The 18,810-nt window shown below is 64.1% G+C and carries 16 protein-coding genes; 8 read left to right on the top strand and 8 right to left on the bottom strand.

Features of this window, described 5'->3' with window-relative positions:
• The first annotated feature begins 48 nt into the window (after nt 1-48).
• The 6 genes from NTD80_RS10845 (at nt 49) to NTD80_RS10815 (ending at nt 5,413) form a co-directional block, all read left to right on the top strand.
• The gene (locus NTD80_RS10845; protein WP_262133522.1) at nt 49-759 is read left to right on the top strand and encodes a CerR family C-terminal domain-containing protein; all 711 of its coding nucleotides are present in this window, start codon (nt 49-51) and stop codon (nt 757-759) included.
• 278 nt (nt 760-1,037) lie between these two features.
• On the top strand, nt 1,038-1,199 hold the full coding sequence (locus NTD80_RS10835; RefSeq protein WP_262133520.1) for a hypothetical protein: 162 nt from the start codon (nt 1,038-1,040) through the stop codon (nt 1,197-1,199).
• A 268-nt stretch (nt 1,200-1,467) separates the two neighbouring features.
• A complete protein-coding gene (locus NTD80_RS10830) occupies nt 1,468-2,412 on the top strand; it encodes an alpha/beta fold hydrolase (RefSeq protein WP_262133518.1) in 945 nt (314 codons plus the stop codon).
• A gap of 70 nt (nt 2,413-2,482) precedes the next feature.
• Nucleotides 2,483-3,091, top strand: a complete 609-nt coding sequence (locus NTD80_RS10825; protein WP_201144653.1) for a LysE family translocator — start codon at nt 2,483-2,485, stop codon at nt 3,089-3,091.
• Nucleotides 3,092-3,457: 366 nt separating this feature from the next.
• Nucleotides 3,458-4,441, top strand: a complete 984-nt coding sequence (locus NTD80_RS10820; protein WP_262133550.1) for a GlxA family transcriptional regulator — start codon at nt 3,458-3,460, stop codon at nt 4,439-4,441.
• A gap of 51 nt (nt 4,442-4,492) precedes the next feature.
• Nucleotides 4,493-5,413: an ADP-ribosylglycohydrolase family protein gene (locus tag NTD80_RS10815; protein ID WP_262133516.1), complete on the top strand. Its 921-nt coding sequence runs from the start codon at nt 4,493-4,495 to the stop codon at nt 5,411-5,413.
• On the opposite strand, the gene NTD80_RS10810 is transcribed toward NTD80_RS10815, so the two are convergent.
• The 5 genes from NTD80_RS10810 to NTD80_RS10790 all read right to left on the bottom strand — a co-directional run bounded on the left by NTD80_RS10810 (nt 5,410) and on the right by NTD80_RS10790 (nt 11,843).
• Nucleotides 5,410-6,654, bottom strand: a complete 1,245-nt coding sequence (locus NTD80_RS10810) for an NAD(P)/FAD-dependent oxidoreductase (protein WP_262133514.1) — start codon at nt 6,652-6,654, stop codon at nt 5,410-5,412. The genes NTD80_RS10815 and NTD80_RS10810 overlap by 4 nt on opposite strands.
• A gap of 3 nt (nt 6,655-6,657) precedes the next feature.
• Nucleotides 6,658-8,229, bottom strand: coding sequence for an aldehyde dehydrogenase (NADP(+)) (locus NTD80_RS10805; protein WP_262133512.1), 1,572 nt, complete (start codon nt 8,227-8,229; stop codon nt 6,658-6,660).
• A 61-nt stretch (nt 8,230-8,290) separates the two neighbouring features.
• Entirely contained in the window at nt 8,291-9,238 is a 948-nt protein-coding gene (locus tag NTD80_RS10800; RefSeq protein WP_262133510.1) for a dihydrodipicolinate synthase family protein, read from the bottom strand.
• Nucleotides 9,239-9,278: 40 nt separating this feature from the next.
• Entirely contained in the window at nt 9,279-10,205 is a 927-nt protein-coding gene (locus NTD80_RS10795) for a 4-hydroxyproline epimerase (protein ID WP_262133509.1), read from the bottom strand.
• Between the two features lie 12 nt (nt 10,206-10,217).
• A complete protein-coding gene (locus tag NTD80_RS10790) occupies nt 10,218-11,843 on the bottom strand; it encodes an APC family permease (protein WP_262133507.1) in 1,626 nt (541 codons plus the stop codon).
• Nucleotides 11,844-12,030: 187 nt separating this feature from the next.
• On the opposite strand from NTD80_RS10790, the gene NTD80_RS10785 reads away from it, so the two are divergent.
• Together NTD80_RS10785 and treS are read left to right on the top strand one after the other, a co-directional pair.
• On the top strand, nt 12,031-12,810 hold the full coding sequence (locus NTD80_RS10785) for an AraC family transcriptional regulator (RefSeq protein ID WP_065908295.1): 780 nt from the start codon (nt 12,031-12,033) through the stop codon (nt 12,808-12,810).
• A gap of 85 nt (nt 12,811-12,895) precedes the next feature.
• Nucleotides 12,896-14,962, top strand: a complete 2,067-nt coding sequence (gene treS / locus NTD80_RS10780; RefSeq protein WP_262133506.1) for a maltose alpha-D-glucosyltransferase — start codon at nt 12,896-12,898, stop codon at nt 14,960-14,962.
• Here the strand turns inward: treS and NTD80_RS10775 are convergent.
• The 3 genes from NTD80_RS10775 to NTD80_RS10765 all read right to left on the bottom strand — a co-directional run bounded on the left by NTD80_RS10775 (nt 14,959) and on the right by NTD80_RS10765 (nt 18,807).
• Entirely contained in the window at nt 14,959-15,192 is a 234-nt protein-coding gene (locus NTD80_RS10775) for a LysR substrate-binding domain-containing protein (protein WP_262133505.1), read from the bottom strand. The two genes, treS and NTD80_RS10775, sit on opposite strands and share 4 nt — an antisense overlap.
• 121 nt (nt 15,193-15,313) lie before the next feature.
• On the bottom strand, nt 15,314-16,516 hold the full coding sequence (locus NTD80_RS10770; protein ID WP_262133504.1) for a dipeptidase: 1,203 nt from the start codon (nt 16,514-16,516) through the stop codon (nt 15,314-15,316).
• A gap of 2 nt (nt 16,517-16,518) precedes the next feature.
• The gene (locus NTD80_RS10765; protein WP_106803743.1) at nt 16,519-18,807 is read right to left on the bottom strand and encodes a TonB-dependent receptor; all 2,289 of its coding nucleotides are present in this window, start codon (nt 18,805-18,807) and stop codon (nt 16,519-16,521) included.
• Nucleotides 18,808-18,810 lie beyond the last annotated feature (3 nt).

Here is an 18,810-nt window from a genome sequence, read left to right as displayed (position 1 = left end):
TTTTGTCAACTGGTATATTTTGCTTCGGGTATTCGAAGGGAGCAGCACATGGCACGACATAAACCGGCCGCCGAGGGTGGCTATCAGCGCGGTGAAGAAACCCGTGCGCGCATCGTCGAGGCGGCGGTCGTGGTCTTTGGCGAGCGTGGCTACGACGGTGCGTCTACCCGCGACATCGCCACCGCGGCCGGCGTCAACGCGCCGGCGATCCAGTACTACTTCGACGGCAAGGAAGGCGTGTACCTGGCGTGCGTCGAGCACTTGATCACCTTGCTCTGGCGCAAGATGAGCGAAACCGTCGAGGCCGCTGAACACGCGCTTGCGGATGAAAATACCGCTGATGCGGCCTTGATCGAGGTGTCACTGGGCATCCTCGGCGCGGTGGTCTCGACCATTCAGGACAGCCCCCAGACCAGCGCATGGCGGGCGTTCCTCGACCGCCACCAGGCCGGTTTATGCCCGGCAAGTGCAACCACGGCGTTCGACGAGCGCTTCAAGGCACGCATCGCCCGGGTCATCCGGCTGCTTATCGCGCGCTTGGCCGGGTTTGCGTTGGAGGATGAACGCACGGTCATTCATTCGATGGCGCTGTTTACCCAGGGCCTGGCGTTCCGGGTGCAGAAGCCCAAGCTGCTTGAGGCGTTGAAGTGGACCGAGGTCAGCGTCAAGGAGATGGAACTGGTCAGGGACGTGGTGCTGATGCAGGCACGGTTTACGCTGGAGGGGCTGGTTCGGCAGCGGGACCTGCGCGCTCAATGAATACGCGGTCGACTGGGCAACGCCGCCGTTCTACGTTCACCTGATGACGGCGTTGGGCAAGGCGGATTACGTGCCGCCTATGTTTGCCTTTCTGCGTAAGGGCTAGCCGCGACGGGTGTTTCCTGTCACGGTCACAGAGCCCAAGCTATTGAAAAACAATGGGTTGTATCGCCATGCATACAAACCTTACCCACGTGTTACACGATAGTCATGACGCACTTCATTTTGCACGGTCATAGCCTGCGAGAAGTTAATCTCGTCAAGCAAGAGAGTGCAGAATGAAGTTGAGTTACGTAACCAAGGCGGCAGTGGTTGTCGCGCTGTTGTCGACCCTGTCGGGCTGCTGGATGTTCATGCCACCGGGAGGCGGCGGTGGCGGTCATGGCGGTGGCCATGGTCAAGGCGGCGGCCCGGGTGGGCCAGGTGGCGGTCCGCGCTGACCGATAGGCACTAAGACAGGCAAGTCATGCACCATGACTTGCCTGTTTTTTTGCCCGCGATAAATCACAGGCAAAGAAAAGCCCGTGATGGGGGCACGGGCTAAAGGGATGTTCATTAGGAGCTGGATTGACCATAGGCGTCCGTCTGTGAAAGGTTCGTGAAAGACAACAAGTATTTCACTGTGGGCGTTCATCATCCGTTCAGCGCGGATTCAAGCACGCTGGGCAACTATAGCGTTGAGCCATTTCTGCTGGTGGAGACGCGTAGATGCTAGTGATCGTTGCCTTGCTCGCCCTCGTGGGGCTCGGGGTGTGGTTGACCTACCCACGGGTGGGCAATCTGCTGTTTGTGCTGATTGCACAGGTGCAGGCGCGGCGCGCGCGCCTAAAGGGCGTGGTGGTGCCTATCAAGGGCATGACGCTGGCCACCTGGCAGGGCGGTGATCGCCAGTCGCCGGCGCTGCTGCTGATCCACGGCTTCAGCGCGGACAAGGGCGTATGGCTGGATTTCGCGCGGTATTTTACCGACGACTACCGGGTGATCATTCCGGACCTCGCTGGCCACGGCAGCAACGCCTTTGTGCCCGGCGGCGACTACAGCATCGCGGCCCAGGCGCGGCGGATGGTGGCATTGCTCGACGCGTGCCAGGTCGCGCAGGTGCACGTGATCGGCAGTTCGATGGGGGCCTACATCGCGAGTTGGCTGGCTGCGCAGTATCCGGAACGGGTGCTGTCCATGGTGCTGATCGGCGCAGCCGGCGTGCAATTGCCGCAGCCCAATGAGGTGGAAGAGCTGGTCAATGCCGGCGACAACCCTTTCCTGATTCACACGCGGGCGCAGTTTGATCGGTTCTTCGCCATGACCATGGCGTCGCCGCCGTGGATTCCCGAGGTGCTGCTGGCGGCCGAGGCGGCGGTGTATATCAAGCGGCGTGCTGAGCTTGCAGAAATTTTCGCAGACTTCGAAGGCAGCCCGCGCATGGAGCCGTGGCTACCCGAGGTGCGCGTGCCCAGCTTGATTCTGTGGGGCCGCGAAGACCGCATGGTGCCTGTCGCCAGTGCGCAGACCTGGCTCGCCCGCCTTGCGCAGGCGCAACTGCAGATCATCGACGGCGTGGGGCACTTGCCGATGGTCGAATGTACCGAGCTGGCCGCGCAATATTGCCGGGACTTTCTCGGTGGCGCCAAAGTGTACAGCTCGATCCGCTCCTAGCTGTACGGGGCGGCGGCGCGCGGATGGCTTTACTGTCGCAGGCCTGCAACCCCCGTTTGGATGCCGCGTCATGGTCATGTCTACCAGCCTGCTGTCAGCTTTTGTGTTGTTTGCCTTCGTATCCTCGATCACCCCCGGTCCGAACAACACCATGTTGCTTGCCTCCGGGGTGAACTTCGGGTTTCGCCGCTCGATTCCCCATGCGCTGGGCATCAGCATCGGCTTCATGCTGCTGGTGATTGCGGTGGGCCTGGGCCTGGGTGAGGTGTTCAAGGTCTTTCCGTGGGCCTACACGGTGTTGCGCTACGTGGGCGCGACGTACCTGCTGTACTTGGCGTGGAAAATCGCCACGGCAGGCGGTATGTCCGACAGCAACGATGAACGCGGCAAGCCCATGACTTTCCTCGGCGCGGCGGCGTTCCAGTGGGTCAACCCCAAGGCCTGGATCATGGCGCTCGGCGCCATCACCACCTATACGCCGGCCGAGGGCTATGTCACCAACGTGTTGGTGATTGCCCTGGTGTTCGCCGTCGTCAACCTGCCCAGCGTATGCGTGTGGGTCGGGTGTGGCACGGGCTTGCGCAATGTGCTGCGTGAGCCGCGCTGGGTGCGGCTCTTCAACGGCGTGATGGCGGGGCTATTGGTGCTGTCGTTGTACCCGATGCTGTTTGCCGGTTGAGATAGCCGCTGCCGCGATTGAGGCTGGATCAGACCGGCGAGATGGTTGCCAACAGGCCGATGCCGATGGTCAATACCAAAAAGCCGAACAGGAAAAGTGCCATCTTGGTCATAAGGCCTCCGAAGGGAAGGGGGTAGGGATGGCGCTATTGTCCGCCCAGGCGGCTTTTCGATACAGACGCAGATAACAAAGAAAAAACCGTATCAGATGCGTGTGCCGCCGTTCTGCCACGGGCTTTGATCGGGCGCGCTTTTCTCAAGATCAGCGCGTGAGACAGCCACTGCATTTGCCCCTAAGATGGCGCCCACTGCATCAACAATAAACGTGGGCCAACCCTCGATGGAAAGACGCCAATTCAGCGGTGGCATGCAAGGCAAGAACCTGCGCTACCTCAACGAAACCTCGCAGCAGCCGGCGCCGCTCACCCGCGTCGGCTTTTTGCTGCTCGAACACTTTTCGCTGCCGGCCTTCACCCAGACCCTCGACACCTTCGTCACTGCCAACCTGCTGCGGCCTGAATTGTTCGCCGCGCGCACCTTTGCTTGCGCGGATGACGAAGTGATCAGCGACCTCGGGCTGGTCATTCGTCCTGATGCACGCCTGGGCTCGTCAGTGCTGCAGGATCTGGAGCTGCTGGTGATCTGCGGCGGCTTTCGCACCGAACTCAAGGCCAGCGAAGACTTCATCCACCTGCTGCGCAGCGCTGCCGAGCAGGGCGTGAAACTCGCCGGGCTGTGGAACGGCGCGTGGTTCCTCGGGCGTGCGGGCCTGTTGCAGGGCTATCGCTGCGCCATCCACCCCGAACATCGGCCGGCCCTCGCCGAAGTGTCCAAGGCCACCCACGTCACCAGCGAACCCTACGTGATCGACCGCGACCGACTGACCGCCTCCAGCCCCTCCGGTGCCTTCCACATGGCCCTGGACTGGATCAAGGCCTTGCACGGCAAGGCCCTGGTCGAAGGCATCGAAGACATCCTGGCCTTCGAAGAGTCGCGCTACCGGCGCATCAAGCCGACCGAAAATGTCAGCGTCAGCGCCCCCCTGCGTGAGGTGGTGAAACTGATGGACGCCAACCTCGAGGAACCGCTGGAGCTCGACCAACTCGCGGTCTACGCCGGGCGCTCGCGACGCCAGCTCGAGCGCCTGTTCAAGGAGCAACTGGGCACCACGCCGCAGCGCTACTACATGGAACTGCGCGTGACCGAAGCGCGGCGCTTGCTGCAGCACACCGAACTGTCACAGGTGGAAGTGCTGGTGGCCTGCGGGTTTGTCTCGCCGAGCCATTTCAGTAAGTGTTACAGCGCGTATTTCGGATATCGCCCCTCGAAGGAGAAGCGGTTGGTCAAGTAGCATGGGCGCGGTAGACAAAAATCCGCACGAATGCTCAGTCAAGGAGAGCTAATGACCATCACGCTTATCGATCGATATCGCGGCAGCTTGCTGGGGCTGGCGTGTGGCGACGCCGTGGGCACGACAGTTGAATTCATGCCGCGCGGCACGTTTGCGCCGGTCACCGATATGGTCGGCGGCGGGCCTTTCCAGCTCAAGCCGGGACAGTGGACCGACGACACCTCCATGGCGCTCTGCCTGGCCGAGAGCCTCCTGCGCAAGAACGGCTTTGACGCGGCGGACCAGATGGCCCGGTACCTGAACTGGTGGACGTGGGGCTACTTGAGTTCGACGGGTGATTGTTTCGATATCGGCATGACCGTGCGTGAGGCGCTGTCGGCGTTCCAACAGCACGGCGACCCGTTTGCCGGTTCGACTGCGCCGTTTTCGGCCGGCAATGGTTCGATGATGCGCCTGGCGCCGGTGGTGCTGTTTTACTTTCCAGACCTTCAGCGTATCGAGGACTTTTCCCGCCAAAGCTCGCGGACCACACACGGCGCCCAGGAAGCGATCGAATGTTGCGTGGTGCTCGCGCGGGCCATCGCCGGGGCGTTAGGCGGCGCCGCCAAAGAGCAATGGCTGACCATCCCAAGTACCGGGCTGCAGGCGCCCAAAGTGCTGGCGATTGCCCAAGGCGGCTACCGCGAAAAAAACCGCGAGCAAATCACCGGCTCCGGCTACGCAGTGGCGTCGCTGGAAGCCGCGCTCTGGTGCGTCCTCAACACGGACAGCTTCGCCGAGGCGGTGTTGGCGGCCGCCAACCTGGGGGATGACGCCGACACCACGGCGGCCATCGTCGGTCAGATGGCCGGCGCCCACTATGGCGTGCAAGGTATTCCGGCCGGCTGGCTGGAAAAATTGTGGATGCGTGACGACATCGAGGAAATGGCGGAGGCACTGTTGAAGGCCTCCACCGGCAACCCGGCGGTTTAAAACCTGTCCAGTCGATAGGGCGCCAAGCCCGACTGCAACTGATCGCCGCTTGCCAACGTGCCAACCATCTCCGCCGTCACCGCCGCCTGCGTCAACCCCAGGTGCTGGTGACCAAACGCCAGCAGCACCTTGCCGTCACACACTCGATCAATCACCGGCAGCGAATCCGGCAGCGACGGTCGAAAACCCATCCAGGGCGTTGCATCTTCCTGGCTCAGGTCCTGACGAAACAGGCCTTTGCTCAGTCGATGCAGCTGCCAGGCGCGCTGCATGTTGGCCGGGCGCTCCAGCCCGGCGAATTCCACTGTGCCGGCCAGGCGCAGGCCGCCCGTCATGGGCGTCATGATGAATTTGCGCTCCAGGGAAGTCACCGCGAAGGGCAGGCGCTGATGCTCATGCGGCAGCATCAGGTGATAGCCACGCTCGGTGTCCAGCGGCACGGTTTTGCCCGTCAGTGCCGCAGTGAGCCTGGCCGAGTGGGCGCCACAGGCGATCAGCACCTGACGCGCGGCCAATGGCCCTTGATCGGTACTCAGCGTAACGCCTTGATCATCTGTGCGGCCGTCCAGCACCTGGCGCTGGAGAAACTGCACACCCGCAGCTTTCGCCGCCTCGACCAGCTCGCAGACCACCCGATAGGGATCGAGAAAGTGCCCGGTACTCGGAAAAAACAGCCCGCCCAGAATGGCATCGCTCAATTGCGGCGCCGCCTCGCGGATTGCATCGCCAGTCCAGAAGGTCACCGGCACCTGCTGCTGGCGCATGCGCTCCTGCACCGCATCCAGTGCCGCGCGCGACTCCGGGCGTTCGAATACCAGCAGCGAGCCGTCTTCGCGCAGCAGTTGCGCGCGGTCGATGCTGTGCAGCAAGCGTTGCCACGCCGCCAGGCTGGCTTCGTTCAACGCGCGGATGCCCGCCACCGTACGCCGGTAGCGGGCCGGGCGCAGGTTCAGCAGCAGGCGGATAAACCAGGGCAGGGCGCGTGGCAGGTATTTCCAGTCCAGGCGCAGCGGGCCCATCGGGTCCATCAGCATGCCGGGCAAGCGCTTGAGGATCGATGCGTCGGCAATCGGAAACACCTGCTCGGTGGCCAAGTGGCCGGCGTTGCCATAAGAGGCGCCCATGCCCGGCGCCTGCGAGTCGATCACCACCACCTGGCGCCCTTGGCGCGCCAGCTGCAATGCGCAGGCGACCCCGATAATGCCGGCGCCGACCACGGCGATATCTGTACGCTCTGGCATTGTTCAGGCCTCCCGTTGGCCATCGAGCAGGCGGCGCAGCAGCAACGGGTTGCCCTGTTGCAGCGCCGTTGGCAGCAAGGCGTCGGGGAAGTCCTGATAGCACACCGGCCGCAGGAAACGCAGGATCGCCGCCGTGCCCACGGACGTGCTGCGGGCATCCGAGGTGGCCGGGAATGGCCCGCCATGCACCATGGCATCAGACACTTCCACGCCGGTCGGCCAGCCGTTGACCAGCAGGCGCCCGGCCTTGCGCTCCAGCACCGGCAGCAGCGCCTTGGCGTTTGCCAGGTCGGCTTCATCCATCTGAAGCGTGGCGGTGAGCTGGCCTTCGAGCTGTTCGGACACCTGGCGCACTTCTTCACTGTCGGCGCACGCCACGATCAGCGACGCCGCGCCGAACACTTCGGCCTGCAGGTGTTCATTGGTCAGGAAGGCGCTGGCTTCGGTCACAAACAGGTGCGCCTGGCCCTGGTTGGGACCGTGCGCCGGCACGCCGCGGGCCACCACCTTGGCGTGCTGGCTCAAGGCACCGACCCCGGCTTGGAAGGCACTGAAAATACCCGGTGTGAGCATGGTCTGTGCCGCGCTGCGCGACAGCAGGTCTGCCGCCTGTTGGATGAACCGATCCAGGGCCGGGCCCCGAATCGCAATCACCAATCCAGGGTTGGTGCAGAACTGTCCGGCGCCCTGGGTCAGCGACGCCACGAACCCCTGTGCCAGGGCTGCGCTGCGTGCTTCGAGCGCCGCTGCAAACAGGTACACCGGGTTGATCGAACTCATTTCCGCATACACCGGGATCGGCTCCGGCCGCGCCTGCGCCGCCTGGGTCAGCGCGATGCCGCCGCTGCGCGAACCGGTAAAGCCGACGGCCTTGATGCGCGGATCGGTCACCAGTGCGATGCCCACTTCGCGGCCCGAACCGTAAAGCAGGGAAAACACGCCCTCGGGCAAGCCACAATCGCTGACCGCCTTGGCCACGGCGCGGCCGACCAGCTCGCTGGTGCCGGGATGCGCCGCGTGGGCCTTGACGATCACCGGGCAACCGGCCGCCAGTGCCGATGCGGTATCACCGCCAGCGACGGAAAAGGCCAGGGGGAAATTGCTCGCGCCAAACACCGCCACCGGGCCCAGCGCCACGTGGCGTTGACGCAAATCCGCACGCGGCAGTGGCTGGCGTTGCGGCTGCGCGGAGTCGACGCGCACGTCCAGCCATTCACCGGCGCGCACGGTCCGTGCAAAGGTGCGCAGCTGCGCGCAGGTGCGGCCACGCTCACCCTGGATCCGTGGCACCGGCAAGCCGGTTTCGGCCGCAGCGCGCTCAATCAACGCATCGCCCAAGGCTTCGATGTTCTCGGCAATGGTTTCGAGAAACTGCGCGCGCTGCGCCAATGAAGTCTCGCGGTAGCGATCAAGGGCGGTCCACGCCAGTGCGCACGCCTGCTCGACATGCTCGCCGCTGCCACCGGCGTAGGCCGGCTCCAAGGGCGTGTCGGTGGCGGGATTGATGGCCCGGATCACATCGCGCGTGCCGTCGAGGAGTTGCTGGCCGATCAGCATTTTGCCCGTCAGAGTCATGGGGTTTTCCTGGAAAAAAGAGAGGATGGCCGCCGTGAGCACCACGGCGGCGCGTCGCGCATCAGTCGCGGTTCTGCTCGGCCGACCAGTCGGCGTACCACTGGCGGAACAGCGCGTACTGGGCCTCGGCATAGCGCCGCTGGGCTTCGCTGAGCACGTCGCTCGGGTTGAAATGCAAGGCGTAGCCCTGGTCACCGTTGAGCACCATCAGGTGCTTGTAATACAGCACCAGGTCGCAGCCTTCGTCGAAGGACGACAGCACCGCCAGCGCAGCTTCCAGCTCGCGCGCCAGGCGGCGGGCCTTGGCATCGCCCTTGGCCGCTTGCTTGCTCAGCGCCACCAGGTGCAGCACTTCGCGCGGCAGGGCGTTGCCGATGCCGGTGATCGCGCCGGTGGCGTTGCAGTTGACGAAACCGTGCACCACCTGGGTATCGACGCCGACCATCAGGGTCACGCTGTCGTCCTGGGAGGTGATGTGTTCTGCCGCGTAGCGCAAGTCGGCACCGCCGCCGAACTCCTTGAAGCCGATCAGGTTCGGGTGTTCGCGGCGCAGTTCGAAGAACAGCTCGGCGCGGGTGGCGAAGCCGTAGTAAGGACTGTTGTAGATCACCGCCGGCAAGTTGGGCGCGGCCTTGAGGATCGCCGAGAAGTGCGCCTTTTGTGCGGTGACGGAGGCACCACGCGAGAGCACGCGCGGGATCACCATCAAGCCATGGGCACCGACCTTCGCCGCATGGGCAGCATGGGCAACGGCCTCACGGCTGTTGACCGCACCGGTGCCGACGATGGTCGGTACCCCGGCGGCCACCAGGCGCGCGACGCCTTCCTGGCGCTCGGCTTCGGTCAGCAGCGGCCAGTCACCCATGGAGCCGCAATAGACCACGGCGCTCATGCCGATATCGATCAACTCGCGGCCCTTGGCAACCAGGGCGTCGAAGTCAGGCGTGCGCGCGGCGGTGCACGGGGTCATCAGGGCAGGGATGCAGCCGGTGAAGATGTTGTCGCTCATTGGGTTAACTCCTAACCACGTTCAATCAAAAGGGATGGGCTCAAATGCCCCAGGCGAAAGGGTCTTGCGCGTCGATCAGCAAGGTGCTGTCGGCGGTGATGTAGGCGCGGCCGGTGATGAACGGGCGCACACGCTCGCCGTCCCATTCATAGCGGCCTTCGAATTGGCTGCCGGTGATGCTGGCTTGTACCCAGGTCTCGCCGGGCGCGAGCTTGGCGTCAGCGGCCAGGCACGCCAGCTTGGCGCTGGTGCCGGTGCCGCAAGGGGAGCGGTCGTAGGCTTTACCAGGGCACATTACGAAATTGCGGCTGTCGGCCTCGGCATCGTCGGCGAACAGTTCGATATGGTCGATCGGCGCGCCATCCGCACCCTGGATGCCCTGGGTTTCCAGGGCCTTGAGCATCGCCCAGGTGTAATCGGTGAGGGCGTCGACGTTGTCCATCTGCAGGCGTTGGCCATGCTCGGACACCAGGAAAAACCAGTTGCCGCCCCAGGCGATATCGCCCAGCACCACACCATGGCCCGGCACGTCCACGGCGACCTGGCGGCGATGGCGGTAGGCGGGCACATTGCGCAGGGTCACCGCGCCGTCGGCGTGCAGCGTCGCGGCCACCGGGCCGACGGGGGTGTCCACGGTGTGCACGCCCGGCGTGATACGGCCCAGATGGTGCAGGGACGCGATCAGGCCAATCGTGCCGTGACCGCACATGCCCAGGTAGCCGGCATTATTGAAGAAGATCACCCCGCAGGTGGCACCCGGTGTGACGGGCGCGCAATACAGCGCACCGACCAGCACGTCGTTGCCGCGCGGCTCCAGGATGCAGGCGCGGCGCCATTGGTCATGCTCGCTGCGCAGGTGCTCCAGTTGGTCGGCAATGGTGGCGCCGCTGAGGGCGGGGAAACCGCTCATCACCAGGCGCGTTGGTTCGCCGCCGGTGTGGGAGTCGATCACATGCAGTCGCTTCATAAAACGCTCCAATCAGTGGGTAGCCGGGGCCAGCGGTGCGTGGGACGGGGACTCGTCGACGGCTTCGCTTTCATCCGCTTCGTGTTCCAGGCGCACCAGGTGGGCCGGCACGCCGGTGGCGGCGCCCCAGTAGTAGATGCCGAGGGCGCAGACCGCGACGACGACGGTGTCGAACGGATGACTGAGCACGCCGATACCGCCGAAACTGCCGAGCTTGGACAGCAGGATGGTCACTGCGTAGAAACCGATAAGCCACGCCGACGAGCGCACTTGTTGCTTGAGGTTCAGGTGCGCGGTCGGCACCCAGCGCGCGCACAGCAGGTACACCACGAACATCAGGATCTGCAGGCCAAGCAGCCACGACACGGTGCTCCAGCCCGACCAGTACACGATCAGTGCGGCGATGATGAACGACAGCGGGCCGAGCACCGCCATGCCCTTGACCCGGAACGGCCGCGCCATGCCCGGCGCATTGCGACGCAGCGCCGCGACGGTCACCGGGGCCACGGCGTAGCTGAGGATCAGCGCGGCGGACACCACGTTGATCAGCGCTTCCCAGGACGGGAACGGCAGGGTCCAGAACACTGACAGGGCAAAGGTCAGCCACAGCGCCGGGCGCGGGATGCCGGATTTCTCATCGACGCGCGTGAAAATCTTGAAGAACGTGCCGGTCTGCGCCCAGCCGTACACCACGCGCGGCGTGGCGTTCATGTAGATGTTGCCGCAGCCGCTGGGCGAAATCACCGCGTCGGCCACCACCAGGTAGGCCAGCCAACCCACACCCAGCGCGAGGGCGATATCGCGGTACGGCAGCGCCAGTTCCTTGCTGATCCCGGCCCAGCCGTTGGCGAGCATTTCGGTGGGTACGCCGCCGAGAAACGCGGTCTGCAGCAGCACATAGATGGCGGTCGACAACAGCACCGAGAGGATCAGCGCAATCGGAATCGTGCGTTGCGGGTTCTTCACTTCACTGGCCACCGAAATGATCGGCGTCAGCCCCAGGTAGGCAAAAATCACCCCGCCGGCCGACACCGCCATCTCGATGCCCGAGAGGCCGAACGGTGCAAAGCCGTGCACCTGGAAATTCGCCGGCTTGAAGAAGGTGAACAACACGCCGATCACCAGCAACGGCACGATGAACTTGAACACGCTCACCAGGTTGTTGGCGATGGCGAAGGTCTTCACGCTGCGGTAGTTGAGCACGAAGAACAGGCACAGCAGGGCGAATTGCACCAGCCATCCGAGGGTGGTCGGGTCACTGGAGCCGGCCTTGGTCAGCTCGGGAAACCACGCGGCGGCGTATTGGCGCGAGGCGACCACTTCAATGGCGACCAGGCTGGAAAACGCGATCAACGTGATAAAGCCCATCAGGTAACCCAGCAACGGGCCGTGGGAGTACACCGGGTAGCGCACCACGCCGCCGGCGCGGGGCAATGCCGCGCCCAGTTCGCAGTAGACGATGCCCAGCAGCAGCACCGCGAAACCACCGATCAACCAGGAGAAAATCCCGGCCGGACCGGCGATTGCCGAGACGTGGCTGGCCGCGAACAACCAGCCGGAACCGAAGATGGCACCCAACCCGATAAAGGTGAGGTCCATCAACGAAAGTTGCTTCTTGAACTTGCCTTGACCTGACATAGCGTCGCCTTCTTGTGAGTTATTGGATAGGCATGCAGTGGCGCTATCGTGAACGCTTCGGCAGGGCGCCGATTGATGTTTTGCGCAAGCGTGAATGACGAATTCAGCACAGTTTTCCGCGCTCGACAGCGCCCCGGGCATGCGGCAATCTGCTCGGCGTCCGCGTCAGAAAGTGGGGAGAGAAACCATGCTGCACAGCGCATTTGCGACCCTTTGCCAAGGGAGCGAGGCCAGCCGCCCGCACAGCATCGAGCAGCTATTGGCCGGCGTCGCCCAGCTGCTGCCGATGCTGGATGTGATCCCCAACGCCGCGATCTTCATCAAGGACATGGACGCCCGTTACCTCCTCGCCAACCGCACCCTGGTGCAACGCTGCGGCCTCAAGCAGCTGCAGCCTCTGCTGGGCAAGACCAGCGCCGAGGTGTTCCCCGCGCAGTTGGGGCCGGGCTACACCGAGCAGGATCGGCGCGTGCTGCAAGAAGGCTTTGTGCTCGAAGACCAGCTTGAACTGCACCTCTACGGCACCCGCGAACCGGGCTGGTGCCTGACCCACAAGTGGCCGCTGTACAACCACACGGGCCAGATCATCGGCCTGGCCGGCCTCTCGGTCGACCTGCAATCGGCCAGCGAAACCCACCCGGCCTACCAGCGCCTGGCAGCGGTGGACGAGCACATCCGCGCGCACTTCAACCGCCGCGTGACCCTCGGTGAACTGACGCGGATCGCCGGTATCTCCGTGGCCCAGCTGGAGCGTTACTGCAAGCGCGTGTTCCACCTCACCCCCCGGCAGATGATCCAGAAAGTGCGCCTGGAACACGCCCACCGGCTGTTGCACTCGGACATGCCGATTACCGAGGTGGCGCTGCAATGTGGCTACACCGACCACAGCGCGTTTACCCGCCAGTTCAAGGCGTCGACGGGGTTTACGCCGAGGCAGTATCGGCAGGCGACCGGCGGACCGGATTAGCCCCCGAACATCGCAATGCAACGAATGGCCCGCGTACGCCTCATATGTCTACGAGTAATGTTTCACGACGACAGGTACCAAGCTTATGACGGCGGCTGAAAACAACCATGTGAACTGGCTGGTAGAACAATCGATGCTGCATGCGGCTCGCCAGCGCGCCAAGCTCTATTCGGGGCAGGGCCGGTTGTGGCAGCAGCCGTACGCGCAGACCCGGCCGCGCGATGCGTCGGCGTTGTCGTCGGTGTGGTTTACCGCCTACCCGGCGTCGATCGTGACCCGCGAGGGCGGTACGGTGCTGGAAGCGCTGGGGGACGAGAGCCTGTGGCATGCGCTGTCGAAAATCGGCATCCAGGGCATTCATAACGGCCCGCTGAAGAAATCCGGCGGCCTGACCGGCAGCACGCACACGCCGACCATCGACGGCAATTTCGACCGCATCAGCTTCGAGATCGACCCGCAGCTGGGCACCGAGGCGCAGTTGCAGGCGTTGACGCGCATGGCCGCGGCGCACAATGCGGTGATCATCGACGATGTGATTCCGTCCCACACCGGCAAGGGCGCGGACTTTCGCCTGGCCGAGATGGCCTACGAGGATTATCCCGGGCTGTACCACATGGTCGAGATCCGTGAGGAAGACTGGCCGTTGCTGCCCGACGTGGCCGAAGGGCGCGATGCGCAGAACCTCAGCCCTGTGCAGGTGGATGCGCTGCGCGACAAGCACTACATCGTCGGCCAGCTGCAGCGGGTGATCTTCTTCGAGCCGGGCGTGAAAGAGACCGACTGGAGCGCTACCCAGGTGGTGATCGGCGTGGATGGCAAGCCGCGTCGCTGGGTGTACCTGCATTACTTCAAGGAAGGCCAGCCGTCGCTGAACTGGCTCGACCCGACCTTCGCCGCCCAGCAGATGATCATTGGCGATGCCTTGCACGCCATCGACGTGATGGGCGCGAAAATCCTGCGCCTGGATGCCAACGGCTTCCTCGGGGTGGAGCGCAAGCTCGATGGCACGGCCTGGTCGGAAAGTCACCCGCTGTCGATCACCGGCAACCAGCTGCTTGGCGGCGCGATTCGCAAGGCGGGCGGCTTCAGCTTCCAAGAGCTGAACCTCACCGTGGATGACATCGCATCGATGTCCCATGGCGGCGCCGACCTCTCCTATGATTTCATCACCCGTCCCGCGTACCAGCATGCGCTGTTGATGGGCGATGCCGAATTCCTGCGCCTGATGCTGCGCGAAATGCATCGCCAGGGCATCGACCCAGGCTCGCTGATCCACGCGCTGCAGAACCACGATGAACTGACTCTCGAGCTGGTGCACTTCTGGACCCTGCACGCCCACGACACCTTCCTCTACCAGGGCCAGACCTTCCCCGGCAACATCCTGCGCGAGCACATCCGCGAGCAGATGTACGAGCGCCTGGCCGGCGAGCATGCGCCCTACAACCTCAAGTTCGTCACCAACGGGGTGTCCTGTACCACCGCCAGCATCATCACGGCGGCGTTGGGCATTCGTGACCTGGAGGCGATTACCCCGGCGGATATCCAGCAGATTCGCCAGATCCATTTGCTGTTGGTGATGTACAACGCCATGCAGCCGGGGGTGTTTGCCTTGTCGGGCTGGGACCTGGTGGGCGCGCTGCCGTTGGCTGCCGATGAGGTGGCCCACCTGATGCAGGACGGCGACACGCGCTGGATTCATCGCGGCGCCTATGACCTGGTAGACCTGAACCCTGAGGCCGAACTGTCCGCCGGACAGATGCCGCGCGCGAAAAGCCTCTACGGCAGCCTGAACAGCCAGTTGCAGGACCCTGAGTCATTCGCCTCGCAACTGCAGAAAATCCTCGGCGTACGCCGCGCCTACGACATCGCGGCGAGCCGCCAGATCCTGGTGCCGGACGTGCAGCATCCAGGCCTGCTGGTGATGGTCCACGACTTGCCGGCGGGTAAAGGCACGCAGATTACCGCGCTGAACTTCGGCGCCACGCCGATCACCGAAACCCTGCACCTGCCCGACATCGCGGCGGGGATGGTGGTGGACATCATCAACGAGCGGGTGGAGGGCGATCTCACTGCCGAAGGCGAGTTCACCATCACCCTGGATGCGTATGAGGGGCTGGCGTTACGGGTGGTCAGCAGTTCGCCGATGCTCTAGGGCCCGAATGCCGCCATCGCTTCATCAATGAAATGCCGCAGCTTGGCGGTGCGCTGGCGGTCGGCGGGGTAAATCAGGCTCATGGGCTTGGAGGGCCCTTCAAAGGTGGGCAGCACTCGCACCAGTTGGCCGCTGGCGAGTGCCGGGGCCAACAGGTCGAGTGCTGCCATCACCACGCCAAAGCCGGCAATCGCCGCCTTGAGCTGCGCGTCGGCGCTGTTGACTCGCATTCCGCCTCCAATTTTGTCGAGGTGGGGCGCGCCGCGTTGGAGGACAGCGTGGTGAGGCATTACTGAGCCCCGTCAGTGAAAGTCTGGAGCGCGCTCGCCAGCGCTCCAGCACGTCGCGCCTTCAGGGTTGCGCGCGCGCCTGCGCCGCCTGCAATACCCGCAGCAGATTCCCGCTCCAGATATTCGCCACCTGCTGCTCGTTGTACCCGGCATCCAGCAAGCGCTGGGTTACCACCGGCAATTGGCTGACGTCTTCCAATCCGCTCACGCCACCGCCGCCATCCCAGTCTGCACCGATACCGACATGATCCGGCCCGGCCACTTCCAACAGGTGCAGCAGGTGCTGCATGAAGATATCGAGGTCGGCCTTGGGCTGGGCAAAGCGCTGGTTGATCGTGTCGCGTTCCTGGTAGAGGTCCTTGATTTGCTCCGGACTGAGGGCGGCGAGGTTGTGAAAGCGTGCGCCGAGCGCGGCCATGGCTTTGTTGCGCTCCGGGTTGGGCGTCAGCGGGATCAGGTAGTCGCTGTAGGCGTTGACCTGAATCACGCCGCCTTTTGCCGCCAGTTGGCGCACGCGGGCGTCGTCGAGGTTACGCGGGTGCGGGTTGACCGCGCGGCTGCTGGAGTGCGAGGCGATGATCGGCGCGCTGGACAACGCCAGCATCTGGTCGAACACCGCATCACTGGCATGCGACACATCCAGCAGGATGCCCAGGCGGTTGGCCCGTTGCACCAGGTCGCGGCCCTTGGGGCTCAGGCCTTTCCATTCGGGCAGTGCGGTGGCGGAATCGGCCAGGTCGTTGTTCATGAAATGCACCAGGCCGAGCATGCGCAAACCCTGGCGATAGTAGGTGTTGAGCAACGCGGGGTCGGAGCTGAGCGGGTCGGCGTTTTCCATACTGATGAAGACCACGCGCTTGCCCTCGGCGGCGATACGGCGGGCGTCGTCGGCGGTAAGCGCCAGGGCGAAGCTGTCGGGATTGCGGTCGATCACATCGCGAATGCGGGTCAGGGTCGCCAGTCCATAGGCGCTGGCATACGCACGGCCTTCCTCGGTGCGCGGGCCCTGGGGCGTGTACACCGCGAAGAAACCACCGTCCAGGCCACCTTCGCGCATGCGCGGCAAGTCGACCTGGCTGCCATCCTGGCGGTAGTCATGGCGTTCCAGAATGTTCCAGCCGGGGCGGGTCAGGGTCAGGGGGGTATCCAGGTGGCTGTCGAGTACCAGCAGGCGTTGGTGCAGGGCCAGGGTCGCGGGGCTGACCACGGTGTCGGCGTTGGCCAACAACGGCAGCAAGGCGAGCAGCAGCAGGCGCTTGTTCATGTTCAGAACTCCATGCTCAGGGTGCTTTGGAAGGTGCGCGGCGAGCCCGGGCGGAAGACCGCGGGGCCGCTGGTGCTGGTGAGGATGTAGCCCAGGTAGTCCTTGTCGAACAGGTTGTCGACGTTGAAGCGCACCTTCACATTTTTCAGCGGCCCGTAATGCAGGCGCTCGCCACCCAGGTCCAGGTAGGCGTTGTAGAGGGTGTAGCCGGGTACCGATTCGCTGTTGGTGAAGTTGCTGTAGCGCTCGCCGATATAGCGCGCCGAGAAATTCAGCACTGCCCACGGCGCCAACTCATAGGTGACGCCGGCCTGGGCCAGCCAGCGCGGGCTGTCGGGTACCTCGTTGTGCTTGATCGAAAGGCCGCCGGCGTCGTTCTGGAACGTCGAGGTGTTGTAGGTCAGGTTGCCGTTGAGCACGACTTTGTCAGCCAGGTACGGCAGCTTCCATTGCCCGCTCAGTTCACTGCCGTAGGCCTGCACCTTGCCGACGTTCTGGTAGTAGGTTTCGACCTGGCTGCTGCCGGGGACCGGCGAGGCGAAGGCTTGGAGGCGGTTGTCGAAGTCGGTGCGGTACAGCGCCCACGCAGCGTTGAAGCTCGGGCGGTTGATGCGGTAGCCGACTTCATAGTTCTTCGCGCGTTCGGCTTCCGGCGGTGGTGCGCTGGGGCTGGCGGCGCGGAAGATATCGTCGGCACCGCGCGGCAGCGCCATGTTTTCCGAGTAGGAGGCAAACACCTGGGTGTCGTCGGTCAGGTTGTAGACCAACCCGGCCTGGGGCAGGAACGCGTCGTTCCACTGGGTCGCGATACGCGGCTGGCGGTTGTTGATGTAGTCGCCGGCATTGCGGTAGCCCTCGATGCGATATTTCAGGTGCAGGCTCTTGAACCCATACTGCAGGCGCAGGCGATCATCGAGCAGTGTCCAGGTGTCCTTGAGGTGGTACTGCAGCGAGTCGCGAGTGGAGCTGAAATCGCCCTGCAGGTGCACCGGCTCATTGAACAACGGTTCGCCGGCCGGGCTGCCGTCGGTGAGGTTGTAGCGCGCCTGCTGACGGTTGAACACATCGGTCTCGGCCCACAGGCCGGTGTCGATCTGGTGCTGGCCGACCTCCCATTGCAGGCCGGTGCGGCCGCCAAATCGATGGCCGCTGAGGGACGACAACCCGTATTGCACGCCGCGAGGTGCGAACAGGCCATCGACGTTACCTTCGGCATTGTGCAGCGCCAGAGAAGTGGCGTAGGCCTCGGGGGATACGCCAAAGCCTTTCTTGGCCTCGTAGTACAGCGTGGTGTAGTTGAGCAGGTCGGGGCGAATCTCGAACTGGCCGCCAAGGCTGTACAAGGTGTCGCGCCGCTGGTTGACCGCCTGCTTGTAGAACTGGTTGTAGTTGGTGTTGCTGTAGCGCACGCCGGGCACGGTCTCGGGCAAGTCGGGCAGGCTGCCGAGATAGGCGAAGTAACGGCCCGAGCGGCCGAACGGGTCGTTGGCGCTGCCGTCGTACTGGGCGATGCTCACGTACGGCGAGTCATAGTCGTAGAACGCGTTGTGCACCGCGCGCAGCCATACCTCATCACGATCACCGAAGCGGTAGCGCACCTTGGCTTCCAGGTGCTCGCGGTCAATGGTGCCGGGACCGCGCCACAGGTCGCCGTCGATTTTCGAACGGCTGAAATACGCCGACAGGCCCTGGTACTCACCGCTTTGCAGCTTGACGAAACTGCGCCGCAGGCTGTCGCTGCCCAGGGTGTAGGAGAGGCTCGCGCCGGGCTCGACCGTGGGGTTGCTGGTCTGGTAATCCACATACGGGCCCAGGGACGCGTAGCCCGATTGCGAGACATCGCCGGCGCCGGTGGAGGCGGTGACCCGCTCGGTGTTTTCGTTGTCGACATAGCGATAGATCGGGCTGCCGCCAAACTGGTCGGTGCGCCCCAACGGCACACCGTCGATGGAAAAACCGATCTGCTGCAGGTTGAACGCGCGCACGAACACCGAGTTGCCGAACTCATACAAGCCCAGCGCATCGTTGACCTGCACATTGAAACCGGGCAGCGCCTCGAGCATTTTCAGGCCCGAGGTACCGGCCGGTGCCGACAGCAACGCCTGGTGTGAAATGGTCAGGGTATTGCTGATCTTGTCTTCGCCGATGGCGGCGCTGGCCTCGGTTACGCGCGCGCCGACCACCTCGACTTTGCTCAGTTGCGGTTCGGTGGAACTGGCGGCCTGCGCCGCCCAACTGGAATCGGCCACCAACAGGCTGGCGAGCAGGGTTTTACGGTACTGAGCAATCATTGT

Origin of the sequence: Pseudomonas sp. 13B_2.1_Bac1 (genome assembly GCF_025466155.1) — a bacterium.
Lineage (GTDB): Bacteria > Pseudomonadota > Gammaproteobacteria > Pseudomonadales > Pseudomonadaceae > Aquipseudomonas > Aquipseudomonas aylmerensis.
Note: the sequence above shows the minus strand (reverse complement) of the source record. Positions and strands in the feature narration are given on the sequence as shown.

Coding starts and splice junctions, on each gene's coding strand:
- NTD80_RS10845 (WP_262133522.1), top strand. CDS start 49: ATGGCACGACATAAACCGGCCGCCGAGGGTGGCTATCAGCGCGGTGAA.
- NTD80_RS10835 (WP_262133520.1), top strand. CDS start 1,038: ATGAAGTTGAGTTACGTAACCAAGGCGGCAGTGGTTGTCGCGCTGTTG.
- NTD80_RS10830 (WP_262133518.1), top strand. CDS start 1,468: ATGCTAGTGATCGTTGCCTTGCTCGCCCTCGTGGGGCTCGGGGTGTGG.
- NTD80_RS10825 (WP_201144653.1), top strand. CDS start 2,483: ATGGTCATGTCTACCAGCCTGCTGTCAGCTTTTGTGTTGTTTGCCTTC.
- NTD80_RS10820 (WP_262133550.1), top strand. CDS start 3,458: ATGCAAGGCAAGAACCTGCGCTACCTCAACGAAACCTCGCAGCAGCCG.
- NTD80_RS10815 (WP_262133516.1), top strand. CDS start 4,493: ATGACCATCACGCTTATCGATCGATATCGCGGCAGCTTGCTGGGGCTG.
- NTD80_RS10810 (WP_262133514.1), bottom strand. CDS start 6,654: ATGCCAGAGCGTACAGATATCGCCGTGGTCGGCGCCGGCATTATCGGG.
- NTD80_RS10805 (WP_262133512.1), bottom strand. CDS start 8,229: ATGACTCTGACGGGCAAAATGCTGATCGGCCAGCAACTCCTCGACGGC.
- NTD80_RS10800 (WP_262133510.1), bottom strand. CDS start 9,238: ATGAGCGACAACATCTTCACCGGCTGCATCCCTGCCCTGATGACCCCG.
- NTD80_RS10795 (WP_262133509.1), bottom strand. CDS start 10,205: ATGAAGCGACTGCATGTGATCGACTCCCACACCGGCGGCGAACCAACG.
- NTD80_RS10790 (WP_262133507.1), bottom strand. CDS start 11,843: ATGTCAGGTCAAGGCAAGTTCAAGAAGCAACTTTCGTTGATGGACCTC.
- NTD80_RS10785 (WP_065908295.1), top strand. CDS start 12,031: ATGCTGCACAGCGCATTTGCGACCCTTTGCCAAGGGAGCGAGGCCAGC.
- treS (WP_262133506.1), top strand. CDS start 12,896: ATGACGGCGGCTGAAAACAACCATGTGAACTGGCTGGTAGAACAATCG.
- NTD80_RS10775 (WP_262133505.1), bottom strand. CDS start 15,192: ATGCGAGTCAACAGCGCCGACGCGCAGCTCAAGGCGGCGATTGCCGGC.
- NTD80_RS10770 (WP_262133504.1), bottom strand. CDS start 16,516: ATGAACAAGCGCCTGCTGCTGCTCGCCTTGCTGCCGTTGTTGGCCAAC.
- NTD80_RS10765 (WP_106803743.1), bottom strand. CDS start 18,807: ATGATTGCTCAGTACCGTAAAACCCTGCTCGCCAGCCTGTTGGTGGCC.